This is a genomic window from Pseudomonas sp. GW821-FHT07F01, from assembly GCF_059418825.1.
Genome location: NZ_JBWKQO010000002.1, coordinates 442078 through 455918 on the forward strand (window position 1 = coordinate 442078; position 13841 = coordinate 455918).

General features: G+C 66.1%; 12 protein-coding genes. 9 read left to right on the plus strand and 3 right to left on the minus strand.

What is annotated here, in order from left to right; all coding sequences use genetic code 11:
* Window positions 1-2 precede the first annotated feature (2 nt).
* The 8 genes from AC07R1_RS08150 to AC07R1_RS08185 all read left to right on the plus strand — a co-directional run bounded on the left by AC07R1_RS08150 (window position 3) and on the right by AC07R1_RS08185 (window position 9745).
* Window positions 3-1013 (plus strand): branched-chain amino acid ABC transporter permease, encoded by a 1011-nt coding sequence (locus tag AC07R1_RS08150; protein WP_041118906.1) that lies wholly within the window; start codon window positions 3-5, stop codon window positions 1011-1013.
* Entirely contained in the window at window positions 1010-1771 is a 762-nt protein-coding gene (locus AC07R1_RS08155; RefSeq protein WP_011061953.1) for an ABC transporter ATP-binding protein, read from the plus strand. Before AC07R1_RS08150 ends, AC07R1_RS08155 begins: the two co-directional genes overlap by 4 nt.
* The gene (locus AC07R1_RS08160) at window positions 1771-2466 is read left to right on the plus strand and encodes an ABC transporter ATP-binding protein (protein WP_123472714.1); all 696 of its coding nucleotides are present in this window, start codon (window positions 1771-1773) and stop codon (window positions 2464-2466) included. The genes AC07R1_RS08155 and AC07R1_RS08160 overlap by 1 nt, the downstream gene beginning before the upstream one ends.
* Window positions 2467-2479: 13 nt before the next feature.
* A complete protein-coding gene (locus AC07R1_RS08165) occupies window positions 2480-3760 on the plus strand; it encodes a Zn-dependent hydrolase (protein WP_401025102.1) in 1281 nt (426 codons plus the stop codon).
* The gene (locus tag AC07R1_RS08170; protein ID WP_401025099.1) at window positions 3757-5169 is read left to right on the plus strand and encodes an amidase; all 1413 of its coding nucleotides are present in this window, start codon (window positions 3757-3759) and stop codon (window positions 5167-5169) included. The genes AC07R1_RS08165 and AC07R1_RS08170 overlap by 4 nt, the downstream gene beginning before the upstream one ends.
* Window positions 5170-5438: 269 nt before the next feature.
* A complete protein-coding gene (locus AC07R1_RS08175) occupies window positions 5439-6833 on the plus strand; it encodes an amidase (protein WP_495110399.1) in 1395 nt (464 codons plus the stop codon).
* A gap of 87 nt (window positions 6834-6920) precedes the next feature.
* Window positions 6921-8270 (plus strand): citrate-proton symporter, encoded by a 1350-nt coding sequence (locus tag AC07R1_RS08180; RefSeq protein WP_011061958.1) that lies wholly within the window; start codon window positions 6921-6923, stop codon window positions 8268-8270.
* Between the two features lie 116 nt (window positions 8271-8386).
* Window positions 8387-9745: an OprD family outer membrane porin gene (locus AC07R1_RS08185; RefSeq protein ID WP_077934433.1), complete on the plus strand. Its 1359-nt coding sequence runs from the start codon at window positions 8387-8389 to the stop codon at window positions 9743-9745.
* 94 nt (window positions 9746-9839) lie between these two features.
* Here the strand turns inward: AC07R1_RS08185 and AC07R1_RS08190 are convergent, their stop codons facing one another.
* A complete protein-coding gene (locus AC07R1_RS08190) occupies window positions 9840-10742 on the minus strand; it encodes a LysR family transcriptional regulator (RefSeq protein ID WP_015636103.1) in 903 nt (300 codons plus the stop codon).
* A gap of 200 nt (window positions 10743-10942) precedes the next feature.
* On the opposite strand from AC07R1_RS08190, the gene AC07R1_RS08195 reads away from it, so the two are divergent.
* The gene (locus AC07R1_RS08195; RefSeq protein ID WP_015636104.1) at window positions 10943-11416 is read left to right on the plus strand and encodes a hypothetical protein; all 474 of its coding nucleotides are present in this window, start codon (window positions 10943-10945) and stop codon (window positions 11414-11416) included.
* Window positions 11417-11428: 12 nt separating this feature from the next.
* On the opposite strand, the gene AC07R1_RS08200 is transcribed toward AC07R1_RS08195, so the two are convergent.
* Both AC07R1_RS08200 and bsrA read right to left on the minus strand, forming a co-directional pair.
* The gene (locus AC07R1_RS08200; RefSeq protein ID WP_495110400.1) at window positions 11429-12670 is read right to left on the minus strand and encodes an EAL domain-containing protein; all 1242 of its coding nucleotides are present in this window, start codon (window positions 12668-12670) and stop codon (window positions 11429-11431) included.
* 185 nt (window positions 12671-12855) lie between these two features.
* Window positions 12856-13767, minus strand: coding sequence for a LysR family transcriptional regulator BsrA (bsrA, locus tag AC07R1_RS08205; RefSeq protein WP_019095452.1), 912 nt, complete (start codon window positions 13765-13767; stop codon window positions 12856-12858).
* Between the last annotated feature and the right edge of the window lie 74 nt (window positions 13768-13841).

Here is a 13841-nt window from a genome sequence, read left to right on the forward strand (position 1 = left end):
TCATGAGCGAGAAAAATCCCCTGCCCTTTGCCAAGACTCAATCGCGCGGCCTGCTGTGGCTGGTGATCGCGGTGCTGATCGGCCTGCCCCTGGTGCTGCCGTCGGCGACCCTGGCCAGCGAGATCCTGATCTTCGCCCTAGCCGCACTGGCCTGTAACCTGCTGCTGGGCTACACCGGGCTGCTGTCGTTCGGCCAGGGCATCTTCTTCGGCGCCGGTGCCTACTGCGCCGCCCTGTTGATGATCCATCTGCAGCTGGGGCTGTTCAGTGCCCTGCTCGGCGCGGCGCTGGTGGGAGCCTTGCTGGCACTGCTGGTGGGCGCCCTGGCGATCCGCCGTACCGGCATCTACTTCGTGATGCTGACCCTGGCCTTCAGCCAGATGGCCTACTTCATCGCCTACACCCTCAGCGACTGGACCGGCGGCGACAACGGCCTGCTCAGCGTGCCGCGCCCAGAGATCCGCATCGGTGACACGGTGCTGCTGTCCCTGGCCGACGCCCGCTATTTCTACGGCTTTGTCGCGGTGCTGTTCCTGCTGATCTTCATCGGTGCCCGGCGGGTGATCGCCTCGCCGTTCGGCAGCACCCTGATGGCCATCCGCGAGAACGAAACCCGCGCCGCCGCCATCGGCTACGACACCCGGCATTTCAAGATCCTGGTGTTCATGCTCTCCGGCGCGGTCACCGGGATTGCCGGGGCGCTGTACGCCATGCTCCTGCACTTCGTGCCGCTGTCGAACATCGACCTGGCGATGTCGGAAAACATCCTGATCATGACCATCGTCGGTGGCACCGGCTCGCTGTTCGGTTCCCTGCTCGGCGCCGGCGCCATCGTACTGCTGGGCGAGTTCCTCTCCGAGCTGTGGCCACGCTGGCTGATTCTGCTGGGGGTGATCCTGATCCTGGTGGTGGTGTTCATGCGCGGCGGTTTGTGGGGCGGTTTGTCGAGCCTGGTGGAACGCCTCAAAGGCTCACGCAAGACGGCCTTGCTGGCCGAGGAGAAACGCTCATGAGCAAGCCTGCGCAGTACCTGCTGGAAACCCAGAACCTGGAGCTGGCCTACGGTGCCTTCCACGCGGTCAACGGGGTCAACCTCAAGGTCGAGGCCGGCACCATCCACACCATCATCGGCCCCAACGGCGCCGGCAAGACCAGCCTGTTCCACTGCCTGACCGGCGAACGCCAGGCCACCGCCGGGGCCATCCGTTTCAACGGCAAGAACATCATCAAGAAACCCGCCCACGGCCGGGTCGGCCTGGGCATGGCGCGCTCCTTCCAGCTCACCAGCCTGTTCCAGAACCTCAGCGTGCGGGAGAACCTGCGCCTGGCCGCCCAGGGCCGCGACGGCCTGGGGGCGCTGAACTTCTGGCGCCACGTGGACAGCCGCCGCGAGCACCTGGAGGTGGCCGACCAGGTGCTGGAACGCCTGCAACTCACGGCCCGGGCCCAGACCCTGGCCGGCGAGCTGTCCCACGGCCAGCAACGGGTGCTGGAAGTGGGCATGTCGATCTGTTCGAAACCGCAATTGCTGATGCTCGACGAGCCCACCTCGGGCATGGGTATCGATGACATTCCGATCATGACCCAACTGATCAGCGACCTGGGCCGCGACCACACGGTGCTGCTGATCGAACACAACATGAGCATCGTCATGTCCATCAGCCAGCGCATCACCGTGATGAGCCACGGCCAGATCCTGGTCGAGGGCACGCCGGATGTGGTACGCGCCGATGAGCGTGTGCGTGTCGCCTACCTGGGAGAAGCCGCCTGATGCTGACCGTCGAGAACATCCATTCCTACTACGACAAGAGCCACGTGCTCGAAGGCGTCTCGCTCAAGGTGGAGGCCGGTGAACTGGTGACCCTGCTGGGGCGCAACGGCGCGGGCAAGACCACCACCTTGCGCAGCATCCTGGGGATCATCTGCCCGCGCCAGGGCCAGATCCACTTCAACGGCCAGCAACTGGTGGGCCAGAAGATCTTCGAGATCGCCCGCCAGGGCCTGGCCCTGGTGCCGGAACACCGGGGCATCTTTCGCCTGCTCAGCGTCGAGGAAAACCTGCGCATCGCCCAGCGCAAGGCCAGCCGCTGGCAACTGGACGACATCTACCGAATGTTTCCGCGGCTCAAGGAACGCCGCAAGAACGCCGGCCACGCCCTGTCCGGCGGCGAACAGCAGATGCTGGCCATCGCCCGCGCCCTGCTCAATGACCCCAAGCTGCTGATCCTCGACGAACCCACCGAGGGCCTGGCGCCGGTGATCGTCGACGAGCTGGTGAAGATCCTGCGCACCCTCAAGGAAGGCGGCCTTCCGGTGCTGCTGGTGGAACAGAACCTGATGGTCTGCGACAAGCTCGCCGACCGTCACTACGTGCTCGAACAGGGCCGCGTGGTCTACCAGGGCAGCGCCGCCGAGTTTCGCGCCGACCCGACCATCAAGAACCGCTACCTGGCCCTGAGCGCCTGACGGGAGAAACGCCATGAACAGTCGACTGGACCCACTGCAGTCCTTGCAAAGCAATGCCCCGCTGATCAACCGCGAGCGCCTCTGGCAGTCCTTGATGGACCTGGCCCGACTGGGCGCCACCGCCAAGGGCGGCGTATGCCGCCTGGCCCTCACCGACCTCGACCGCCAGGCCCGGGACCTGTTCGTGCGCTGGTGCGAAGAGGCCGGCTGCAGCGTCAGCGTGGACGGCATCGGCAATATCTTCGCCCGCCGCGCCGGGCGTGACCCGAACCGCGCCCCGGTGATGACCGGCAGCCATATCGACACCCAGCCCACCGGCGGCAAGTTCGACGGCTGCTACGGGGTGATGGCCGGGCTGGAGGTGATCCGCACTCTGAACGACCTGGGCCTGGAAACCCAGGCGCCGATCGAAGTGGTGGTCTGGACCAACGAGGAAGGCTCGCGCTTCCCGCCGTGCATGATGGGTTCGGGGGTGTTCGCCGGCAAGTTCGACCTCGCCGAGACCCTGGCCAAGCAGGACGAACAGGGCCTGTCGGTGGGCGCCGAGCTGCAGCGCATCGGCTATGCCGGTCCGCGTGCGGTACTCGGCCACCCGGTGGGCGCCTATTTCGAAGCGCATATCGAGCAAGGGCCGGTACTGGAAGACCGCCAGACCACCATTGGCGTGGTCATGGGCTGCCTGGGCCAGAAGTGGTTCGACCTGACCCTGAGCGGGGTCGAGGCCCACGCCGGGCCGACGCCGATGCACCTGCGCAAGGACGCCCTGGTGGGCGCGGCGCAAGTGGTCAGCGCGGTCAATCGCATCGCCCATGCCCATCAGCCCCATGCCTGCGGCACCGTGGGCTGCCTGAGCCTGCACCCGGGCTCGCGCAACGTGATCCCCGGGCAGGTGCAGATGACCCTCGACCTGCGCCACCTGCACGCCGACCGCTTGCAAGCCATGGTCGATGAAGTGCGCCAGGTGATCGAAGACAGCTGCCGCCAGCACGGCCTGACGTTCGAGCTGACCGCCACCGCCGATTTCCCGCCGCTGGACTTCGACCCCGCCTGCATTGCCGCCGTGCGCCAGGGCGCCGAGCACCTGGGGCTGAGCCACATGGACATCGTCAGCGGCGCCGGGCACGACGCGATCTTCATCGCCGAGCTGGGCCCGGCAGGGATGATCTTCGTGCCCTGCGAGGGCGGCATCAGCCACAACGAAATTGAAAACGCCGCGCCCCAGGACCTGGCCGACGGCTGCGCGGTCCTGCTGCGGGCCATGGTCAATGCCGCTCAAGGAGCTCAATCGCTATGAAGCAAGCCACTGACATCGCCGCCCTGAGCGGCGTTGAACTGCTGCGCCATTACCGTGACAAGCGCCTGTCACCGGTGGAGGTCACCGAGGATGCCCTGGCGCGTATCGAGCGCTTCAATCCGCTGGTCAACGCCTATTGCCATATCGACCACCAAGGGGCCCTGGACGCGGCACGGGCCTCCGAACAGCGCTGGCTCAAGGGCCAGCCCTGCGGCGCCCTGGACGGCTTGCCGGCGTCGATCAAGGACCTGACCCTGACCCGTGGCATGCCCACCCGCAAGGGCTCGAAAACTACCTTGGCCGCCGGCCCCTGGGAAGTCGACGCGCCCTTCTCCGGCTTCATGCGCGCGGCCGGCGCGGTGCTGCTGGGCAAGACCACCACCCCGGAATTCGGCTGGAAAGGCGTGACCGACAACCCGTTGTACGGCATCACCCGCAACCCCTGGGACACTCGCCTGACGGCCGGCGGTTCCTCCGGCGGCGCAGCGGCGGCGGCCTCGCTGAACCTCGGCGTGTTGCACCAGGGCAGCGATGCCGGCGGCTCGATCCGCATTCCCTGCGCCTTCACCGGCACCTTCGGCATCAAGCCGACCTTCGGCTACGTGCCGCAGTGGCCGGCCAGCGCGATGAACATCCTCTCGCACCTGGGGCCGATGACCCGCAGCGTCGATGACGCCGTGCTGATGCTGCAGACCGTGGCCCGCCCGGATGCCCGTGACGGCCTGCTCGGCGCCCCGCGCAGCACGCCTTGGTTACCGGAAAATGCCAGCCTCAAGGGTCTGCGCATCGCCTACAGCCCAGACTTCGGCTACGTCAAGGTCGACCCGCAAGTGGCGCGAGTGGTGGCCCGGGCGGTGGAGCGCCTGGCGCAACTGGGGGCACAGATCGAGCAGGTCGATCCCGGTTTCAGTGATCCCCTGGAGATGTTCAATACCCTGTGGTTCTCCGGGGCGGCGCGCCTGACCGCAGCCCTCAGCCCCGCCCAGCGTGCCTTGCTGGACCCGGGCCTGCTGCGCATCGCCGAACAGGGCGAAGGCATCAGCCTCAGCGACTACAGCGCCGCCCTGGAGGCGCGCGCCGCCCTGGTGGCCCACATGGCCGCCTTCCATGAGCGCTACGACCTGCTGCTCTCGCCCATGCTGCCCCTGACTGCGTTCGCAGCCGGACACAACGTCCCACCGGGCTCGGGCCTGGGGGAATGGATGGAATGGACGCCCTTCAGCTACCCCTTCAACCTGACCCAGCAACCGGCGGCTTCACTGCCCTGCGGCTTTGCCGACGACGGCCTGCCCGTGGGCCTGCACGTAGTGGGCGCACGCTTTGCCGACGAGCAAGTGCTGCGCTTGTGCCGGGCCTATGAGCAAGCGTTCCCCAGCCCCCACCCCCAAGCCCCCGTCCTGCGACACTGACCCGGGCGAAATCCCGTAGGAGCCGGCTTGCCGGCGAAGAGGCCCGCGGGCCTTGTGCAAACCCTGAGGCCGCCTTCGCGGGCAAGCCCGCTCCTACAGAACGTCGCGATTGGGTGGGGCCGTATTCAATCGGGCCGAGGGATACGCCGCTGCAGTGCTCACAAAAACGCAACACCAGGCTGCGTCCTTTGTGATGGTTGGGCTAGGGTGGAAGCGATACAGTCGGGCCATCAGCAACCCGACTGACGCCCGACACAAGGATGCGTTCGATGACTGATTTGCACGATCTATCCACCTCGCAACTGCTGGCGCAATTCGCCAGCCGCCAGCTCTCACCCCTGGACTATTACGAGCATCTGCTGGCCCATATCGGGCGCTGGGAGCCGCATATCCGTGCGCTCTACGCCTTCGATCCGGAGCAGGTGCGCCTGCAGGCCCGGGCCGCCACCGAGCGCTGGAACAAGGGCGCCCCCAACGGCCCGCTGGACGGGATTCCAGTGACGATCAAGGAACTGATCGCCACCCAGGGCACGCCGATTCCGCTGGGCAGCGCGGCCACCACGTTGAAGCCGGCGTTGCAGGATGCTCCACCCGCCGCGCGGATGCGTGAGGCCGGGGCGATCATCCTGGCCAAGACCACGGTGCCGGATTTCGGCATGTTGTCCTCGGGGTTGTCGAGCTTCCACGGCATTACCCGCAACCCCTGGAACACCGCCTGCAATACCGGTGGCTCCAGTTCCGGCGCCGCTGCGGCCGCCGCGGCCGGTTACGGGCCGCTGCACATCGGCACCGACATCGGCGGCTCGGTGCGCCTGCCGGCCGCCTGGTGCGGGCTGGTGGGGTTCAAGCCGACCCTGGGGCGGATTCCCATCGACCCCTACTACACCGGACGCTGCGCCGGGCCCATGACCCGCAGCGTCGATGACGCGGTGCTGATGATGCGCTATCTGGCCAGACCCGATGCTCGGGACGCCACCAGCCTGCCGCCCTTGACCGGCGACTGGAGCGATGCGCCGGTGTCGGTCAACGGCTTGAAGATCGGCCTGATGCTGGAACCCGGCGCGGGGCTGCAGCCGGAAGGTTTTGTCTGCGCGGCGGTGGAACAGGCTGCGCGGCTGTTCGAAAGCCATGGCGCCCAGGTCCGCACCCTGGCACCGATCATGGACCGCGCTCAGCTAGACGGCCTCGACCGCTTCTGGCGTGCCCGACAATGGGCGGAACTCTCGGCCCTGGGCGCCGAGCAGTTTGCCAAGGTGCTGCCCTATATCCGCGACTGGGCGGCGCCGGGGGCCGACTTGTCCGGGGTCGAGGCGGTGCAGGGCTTCAACCAGACCTTCGAGATGCGCCGCCGCGCCGCCCAGGTGTTCAGCGAGTTCGACCTGGTGTTGTCACCCACCAACCAGATCAACCATTTTCCCGCCCAGTGGCCGTCACCGAGCAATGATCCGCAGCAGCCGTTCGAGCACATCGTCTTCACCCTGCCCTGGAACATGGGCGAACAACCGGCGCTGTCGATCAACTGCGGTTTTGCCGCCGATGGCCTGCCCATCGGCCTGCAGATGATCGCCCCGCGCTTTGCCGATCAATGGCTGCTGCAAGTGGCCAAGACCTATGAGAGCTGGCGTGGAGCGATCCACAACTGGCCGAACCCGCCGTCCCACTGATACACCGAAACTGCCACCTTCACCCCAGCCCCGGGCCTTGCCGCCCGGGGCCTGGGCAACCTATGAATAAAAATTCGAGGGGCCAGTATGCACAGCCAAGCGTCCAATCCATCCGCCACACCCGAGCCCGAAACGCCCAACGCGGCGGGAGGCAAGCGCAGCGTATTCGCGGTGATCCTCGGCAATGCCGTGGAGTTCTTCGATTTCGGGGTCTACGCCACCTTTGCGGTGATGATCGGCCACACCTTCTTTCCCTCCGACAGCGCCTTTGTCAGCCTGATGCTCTCGGTCACCGCCTTCGGTGTCGGTTTTATCGTGCGGCCCCTGGGAGCAGTGCTGATCGGCGCCTACGCCGACCGCGTCGGGCGCAAGCCGGCGATGCTCCTGACCCTGGTGATGATGGCCGTGGGCACCGGCAGCATCGCCATCCTGCCCAGCTATGAAAGCATCGGCATCGCCGCACCGATCCTGCTGGTGCTCACTCGGCTGATCCAGGGCCTGGCCTGGGGCGGAGAAGCCGGCCCCGCCACCACCTACATCCTCGAAGCCGCGCCGGCCCACAAGCGCGGCACCTACGCCTGCTGGCAGGTGGTGGCCCAGGGCGTGGCCGCCATGGCCGCCGGCACCGTGGGCTACACCCTGACCCAGGTGCTGTCCCCCGAGGACCTCAACAGCTGGGGTTGGCGCGTGCCCTTCGTGTTCGGCCTCTTGGTGCTGCCAATCGGCATCTACATCCGCCGCAACCTGGCGGAAACCTTCCACGGCCAGGGTGAGACAGCCAGCACCGGCAGCCTGGTGCGCCAGGTGTTCGGCGAGCATCGCCGGGCGCTGGTGCTGGGGCTGCTGATTCTGTCGGGCAGCACCATCACCCAGTACTTCATCAACTACATGACCACCTTCGCCCTCACCGAACTGAAACTGCCCACCAGCATCTCCATGCTCTCGACCCTGGTGGCCGGCGCAGCCATGGCGGTGTGCGCGATTGCCGGCGGCATGCTCTGCGACCGCTTCGGCCGCCGCACCATCCTCATGGCGCCGCGGGTGGTGCTGTTGCTGGTGCTGTTCCCGGCGTTGCAATTGATGACCGAGCACCCCAGCCCGACGACCTTCCTGCTGACCCTGGCGGTGCTCTCCGGGCTGCACGGCATGAGTGGCGCGGCGCTGATCGTGCTGCTGGTGGAGAGCTTTCCCAAGGCGGTGCGCTCCACCGGTTTCTCCATCGTCTACGCCTTTGGCGTGGCGGCTTTCGGCGGTACGGCGCAGATCATCATCACCTGGCTGATCGGCACCACCGGCAACCCGATGTCACCGGTGGGCTACCTGCTGGTGGCCAACCTGGTGTGCCTGACCGCCGCCTGGTTCGCCAAGGAAACCCGCCCGCAAGCACCCGGGCGCAGCAACCCCGGCCAACGGCTCGCAGAAGCCCGCGCCCGCTGAGCATTCGCCTCACTGCCCAAAACTCTTTTCCGGCACCGCGTCTTCCTCTACCCTGCCGGCCGCGCATGACCGCGGTCGGGCGGAGGTTCGACGCCTTTGATTTGTGGGGAAGCGACATGAAACAGCTCGTACTTTGCCTCCTGGCCATGAGCGCCAGCAGCCCCCTGCTGGCCCAGGACAACCCGCGCCCAAGCCAGCAGGCCCAGGCCCCGGGCTTTATCGAAGGCAGCAGCCTGGACCTCAACCTGCGCCATTACTACTCCAACCAGCACACCCAACGCGACACCTACCTGACGATCAAGAAACCCGACGGCAACCAGCGCACCCGGGTGCGGGAAACCTGGGTACAGACCGGCATGCTCAAGTACAGCTCCGGCTATACCCAGGGGCTGATCGGCATTGGGGTGGACGCCGGCCTGTTCAGCGCAGTGAACCTGGAGCGCGGCCACGGCCGGGTGGCCAACGGCGGCGACCGGGTGCTGGTGGACAGTGACGGCGATGCCCTGCCCACCTGGAGCCGCCTGGGGATCGGCGATGTCCGCCTGCGCCTGTCCAACACCGAACTCAAGGCCGGGCGCCTGATGACCGACAACCCGGTGCTGCGCTACAAGGACAACCGCGCCCTGCCCTCCAGCTTCCAGGGCGTGGGCCTGTACAGCCATGAAACCGACTGGCTGTCGCTGCAGGCCGGCAGCTTCGACCGGGCCATCCCGCGCACCGGTACCGGCAGCGAACGCCTGACCACCACCTTCGGCAACCGCGCCTACAGCGGCGAGCGCATCAGCTACCTGGGCGCGACGGTCAAGTCCGGCCTGGGCCTGGAAGGCAGCCTTTATGCTTCACGCTTCGAGAACATGTGGGACCAGTACTACCTGGGCCTGACCCACCGCGCCGGGGACAAAAGCCGGCTGGCGCTGAAGACCACGTTCAACTACTACCACACCCGGGACCAGGGCCAGCAGCGCCTGGGCTACATCGATAACGACGCCTTCAGTCTGGCGCTGACCGGCAGCCATCAGGCCCACAGCCTGACCCTGGCCTGGCAGCAGGTGTTCGGCGACGAGTACTTCGACTATGTGTGGGAGTCCACCGGCAACTACATGGCCAACTCCCTGTACTCGGACTACAACGGCCCCAATGAAAAGTCCTGGCAGTTGCGCTACGACCTGGATCTTGCCGCCTACGGCGTGCCCGGGCTGAGCGCCAGCTTGTGGCACGCCAAGGGCTGGGGCATCGATGGCACCCAGTACGACGGTGACCGCAATGGCCGCAACCGCGGCTACAACGTACGCGGCCTGGACGGCGCCAAGCACAACGAGAATGGCCTGATGCTGGCCTATGTGGTGCAATCCGGGCGGCTCAAGGATGCGGTGCTGCGCACAATCGTCTACAACCACCGCGCCAGCGGCGGGCAGATCGACGGCAGCTATGACGAGTTCCGCCTGGTGGGGAATTTCCCGTTCAACCTGTTCTGACCACCGCCCCTCCTCCGTAGGAGCCGGCTTGCCGGCGAAGAGGTCCGTAAGCCGTGCAGCGCTCTTGGAAACGCTTTCGCGGGCAAGCCTGCTCCTACGCCAGGCTATGGCGTTGCATCGCCCGGACAAGCATTTCCTGGCACCTGAGGGTCGCCACCGACAAGGGCCGGTTGCGCACCACGCACAGGTCCACCCGGATCCGCTCCAGGTATTGGTCGTCGATCGGCACGGCCACCAGCCCATCCCCCAGGTCCCGGGCCTCGGCATCCACCTGGGGCAGGATCAGCACTGCCGCACGTTGGCGGGCCAGGCTTTTCTGCACCTCCAGGGAGCTGGTGGTGAATACCGGAAGGATGTTCACTCCGCGCTTTTTCGCCGCGCCCTCCAGGGCCTGGCGCACGCCGTAGGCCGAGTCGGGAATCGCCAGGGGCTGGCCCTCCAGATCCTGCAGGCGAATGCTCGGGCACTGGGCAAACGGGTGCTCGGCGCTGACCAGTACCCGGTGCCACAGTTGGCAGTGGGCGGTTACCTCCACTTCGGCCCGTTCCGGCAGGTAGAACGCCAGGCCCAGGTCGGCCTCGCCGCTGCACAGGGCATCCAGAGTGGCGCCGGCACTGGCGATGACGATGTTGAAGGTGACTTTCGGATGGGCCCGGTTGAACGCCGCCAGCACCGGCGCCAGCACGCTGGAAACGATACTTTCCGACACATGGATGCTGACGTTACCCGCTACCTGGCTCTGCCGGCTGGCGATCACATCGCGCACCTGGTCGAAGCCGCGCAAGGTGGAGGTGACCTGCTCGGCCAGGCATTCACCCTCCACGGTCAGGCGAATGCCCCGGGGCCCGCGCTCGATCAGCGCGGTGCCGAAGAAGTGCTCCAGTTGCTCGATCTGCCGGCTGACTGCGGTGGGGGTCACGTACAGGCGCTCCGCCGCCTGACGCAGGGAGGCGCACCGGGCCACCTCGTGGAAGTAACGCAACGCTCGTAATTGCATGGCCGCAGGTCCCATCGTTGAACTGAGCCATGAGGCAGGCAATTACTGCGCCAGCCGCAGCGCCCCGGAACCGTTCAACACGCGGTTTTCACACAAAAGATTGATCTGAACGATGCCCCTGCCTACCCTGCCAGGGCGCCGATGCCTCATTCGGCAAGAACCCTCCCCGCCCCCCTTGCCGTCTGCTTCCAAGGATTTCCATGAGCACTCTGCCCCGCACCGCACCACTTGCCGCAACCCTCACCGCCCTGGCGCTGCTTGGCGCCTGCTCCAGCGTGACCCGGGAGATCAACCCGGAGCCCACCATCACTTCCGCCGGCATCCTGGCCTTTCGCGATATCTGCCTGAAGTCCGCGCCGTCCTTCGCCGGCGCCGAGACCGCCGCGCGCAACCATGGCATCAGTGACCTGACCGATGCCGGCTTCGCCAAGATGGGCATGAACGAGGACCAAAGCCTGGGCGTGCAGATACAGGCCAACAAGGAATGCGCGATCACCACCCCGACCCAGAACGACAGCTCGCTGACCCAGCAATTTCTCAGCGTGGCCGGCAAGTTCTCCAGCACCCCGGTGGCCCAGAGCGTACCGAGCAAGATCACCCTCAACGGGCAGACCTTCATCCTCATGCACGACCGTCGTGGCGGTGAAGCCTATGTGATGCTCAAGACGCAGTGACCGCGCTGCATCCTAGCTCTGGCTGAGCTGTCGCTGCGGCGGCCGGCTCAACGTCAGGACCCGGACCAGGGCGGCCGCATTCATCGGTTTGTGAAACAGAAAGCCCTGGGCCGCATCGACACCCAGGCGCTGCAGGTGCGCACGTTGCTTTTCGGTCTCGATGCCTTCGGCCACCAGCTCCAGGTTCAGCGCACCGGCCATCCCCACGATGGCCTCGATGATCCGGGTTTCCTTGGGCCCCGTAGCGTTGGCGACAAATCCGGAGTCCAGCTTGAGCTGGCCAAAGGGAATGTCCGCTAGGCGCATGATCGAGGAATGCCCGGTGCCAAAATCATCCAGGGACAGACGCACGCCACTGTGCACCAGCACACTGATGTTCTCGATGCACTGCATGCTCAGGACCAGAGCCTGGCGCTCGGTGATCTCCAGGGTCACCTGGCGCGTGGGCACCTGCGCCTCGTCGATCTGTTGCAACACCCGCAAGGTGAATTGCGGATCGCTCAGCTGGCTGGCCTCAATGTTGTAGGAGAACATCAGGGCATCGCCGCTGGCGTGGCCCTGCAACTGCCGCTGCAGCGCCAGGCCCTGCTGCAACAGGCAATCGAACAATTGGCGATGGCCCTGCGGGCTGTCGAACAGGTCGAGAAAGAACTGCGGCCCCAGCACCCCCTTGTGAGGATGCTGCCAACGGGCCAGGACTTCGGCGCCGGTGATGCGCCGGGTCTTCATGCAGACCTGGGGCTGGAAAAAAGGCACGATCTGCCGCTGTTCCAGGGCCTGGGAAACATCCAGTTCGGCCACCCAGTCGTTGTTGGCGCAACCAGCTCCCGCCGCCCCTGGAGCATCGTCACGTGCATGGCCTTTCACCGTACGCTTGATGGCCAGCGCCTTGAGTAGCAAGGCGCTGATCTGCAGCGTGTCCAGCTCGCTGTAACTGCCGACGCAGTACTTGCCGGAACGCACGCGAAAGTTCGCCAGCCCCCAACGGATCGGCGCTTGCAGCGCTTCGCATTCCATCATCGAGAAAAAGCCGTGGTGCTCGCAGAGCCTGCGCAGGTAGGGGATGGCGTTCAGGGAGTGCAGCGAGTCGCAGATCACCAGGTCCAGTTCATCCAGGGCGGGCGGGAACTGAGCGCCGTCGCAGTCATCGCTGATCACTTGTACCCGAGCAAAACCGCAAAACGCGAGAATTCTTGAAAAATGTCGAACCCGAAAAGCGTTCGAACACAACAACAGTACGCTCAGCGTCGACATCACCGCGGCTCCGGATAAAAAACCATGCTAGCCAAATTGAACTCAACTGAGTTCAAGACACTTCGCCAATGGAAGTAGGAAATTTCTGAGACTTGGCACTTTCTCAAGAAATTCCGGAGCCAGAGCTGGTCGGCCGAGGTCGGCGCCTCCTGGGCAGCGCCCCGTTTACCCGGAGTGCATGGCGACTATGGAGCACTGGCAATGGCCGCAATCTCCCTGCGCAACCATTGCAGGCCCGGCGCCTGTTGCTGCTGGCGATGCCAGATCAGGCTGACCTGCACCGGCGCCGCCAGCAGCGGCAGGCTGGCGATGCGGATCGGCAGCAAGGCGCAGAAATGCTCCGCCAGGTAGCGTGGCACGGTGCCCAGCAGGTCGGACTGGGCAACGATCAGCGGAATGCTCAGGTAGTTGGGCACGAACACCTGCACCTGGCGCTGGACCTTGGCCGAGCCGAGAACGATTTCCAGGGGCGAGCCGCGCCCACCCCGATCGGGAATCGCCACGTGCTGGCAAGCCTGGTAGGCCTCCAGGCTCAGTTCCGGGGCAAAGGCCGGATGGTCGCGACGGCCGATCACCACCAGTTGCTCCTCAAGCAGCGGCTGGTAGCACAGGTCCGGGCTGTCGAAATACAGGTAGTCCACCGCCAGGTCGAGCATCCCGGCACCGAGCCAGGCGGCGATGGCGTCGGCGCTGTCGCTGCGCACCGCCAGCCGGACCCCGGGCGCTACCTGCTGCAGGCGTCGGGACAGGGCCGGCAGCAGGCGCGCCTGGGCGTAATCGTTCATCGACAAGGTGAACAGTTGCTGGGCCGCCGCCGGCTCGAACGCCGCAGCAGGATCGAGGCCCTGCTGCAACAGGTGCAGGGCCTGGCGCACGGCCACATGCAGGCTCAGGGCCCGGGAGGTGGGTTGCATGCCGCGGGCGGTGCGAATGAACAGCGGCTCGTCCAGGTGCCGGCGCAGGCGCGCCAGGGCATTGCTCACCGCCGGTTGGCTGAGGTTCAGGCGTACCGCGGCCCGGGACAGGTTCTGCTCCTGCATCAAGGCGTCGAACACCCGCAACAGGTTGAGGTCCAGGCGCTGCACATTGAGCTTCATGAATAATGCCCTTCGAAATTATCCAGGGGCTGGATAATTCGCGGCGCCAGCCCCGGCTGTCAATAACGGCAGCC

Excerpts from the sequence above, each read along its gene's own strand:
- AC07R1_RS08150 (WP_041118906.1), top strand. The coding sequence starts at position 3 with ATGAGCGAGAAAAATCCCCTGCCCTTTGCCAAGACTCAATCGCGCGGC.
- AC07R1_RS08155 (WP_011061953.1), top strand. The coding sequence starts at position 1,010 with ATGAGCAAGCCTGCGCAGTACCTGCTGGAAACCCAGAACCTGGAGCTG.
- AC07R1_RS08160 (WP_123472714.1), top strand. The coding sequence starts at position 1,771 with ATGCTGACCGTCGAGAACATCCATTCCTACTACGACAAGAGCCACGTG.
- AC07R1_RS08165 (WP_401025102.1), top strand. The coding sequence starts at position 2,480 with ATGAACAGTCGACTGGACCCACTGCAGTCCTTGCAAAGCAATGCCCCG.
- AC07R1_RS08170 (WP_401025099.1), top strand. The coding sequence starts at position 3,757 with ATGAAGCAAGCCACTGACATCGCCGCCCTGAGCGGCGTTGAACTGCTG.
- AC07R1_RS08175 (WP_495110399.1), top strand. The coding sequence starts at position 5,439 with ATGACTGATTTGCACGATCTATCCACCTCGCAACTGCTGGCGCAATTC.
- AC07R1_RS08180 (WP_011061958.1), top strand. The coding sequence starts at position 6,921 with ATGCACAGCCAAGCGTCCAATCCATCCGCCACACCCGAGCCCGAAACG.
- AC07R1_RS08185 (WP_077934433.1), top strand. The coding sequence starts at position 8,387 with ATGAAACAGCTCGTACTTTGCCTCCTGGCCATGAGCGCCAGCAGCCCC.
- AC07R1_RS08190 (WP_015636103.1), bottom strand. The coding sequence starts at position 10,742 with ATGCAATTACGAGCGTTGCGTTACTTCCACGAGGTGGCCCGGTGCGCC.
- AC07R1_RS08195 (WP_015636104.1), top strand. The coding sequence starts at position 10,943 with ATGAGCACTCTGCCCCGCACCGCACCACTTGCCGCAACCCTCACCGCC.
- AC07R1_RS08200 (WP_495110400.1), bottom strand. The coding sequence starts at position 12,670 with ATGTCGACGCTGAGCGTACTGTTGTTGTGTTCGAACGCTTTTCGGGTT.
- bsrA (WP_019095452.1), bottom strand. The coding sequence starts at position 13,767 with ATGAAGCTCAATGTGCAGCGCCTGGACCTCAACCTGTTGCGGGTGTTC.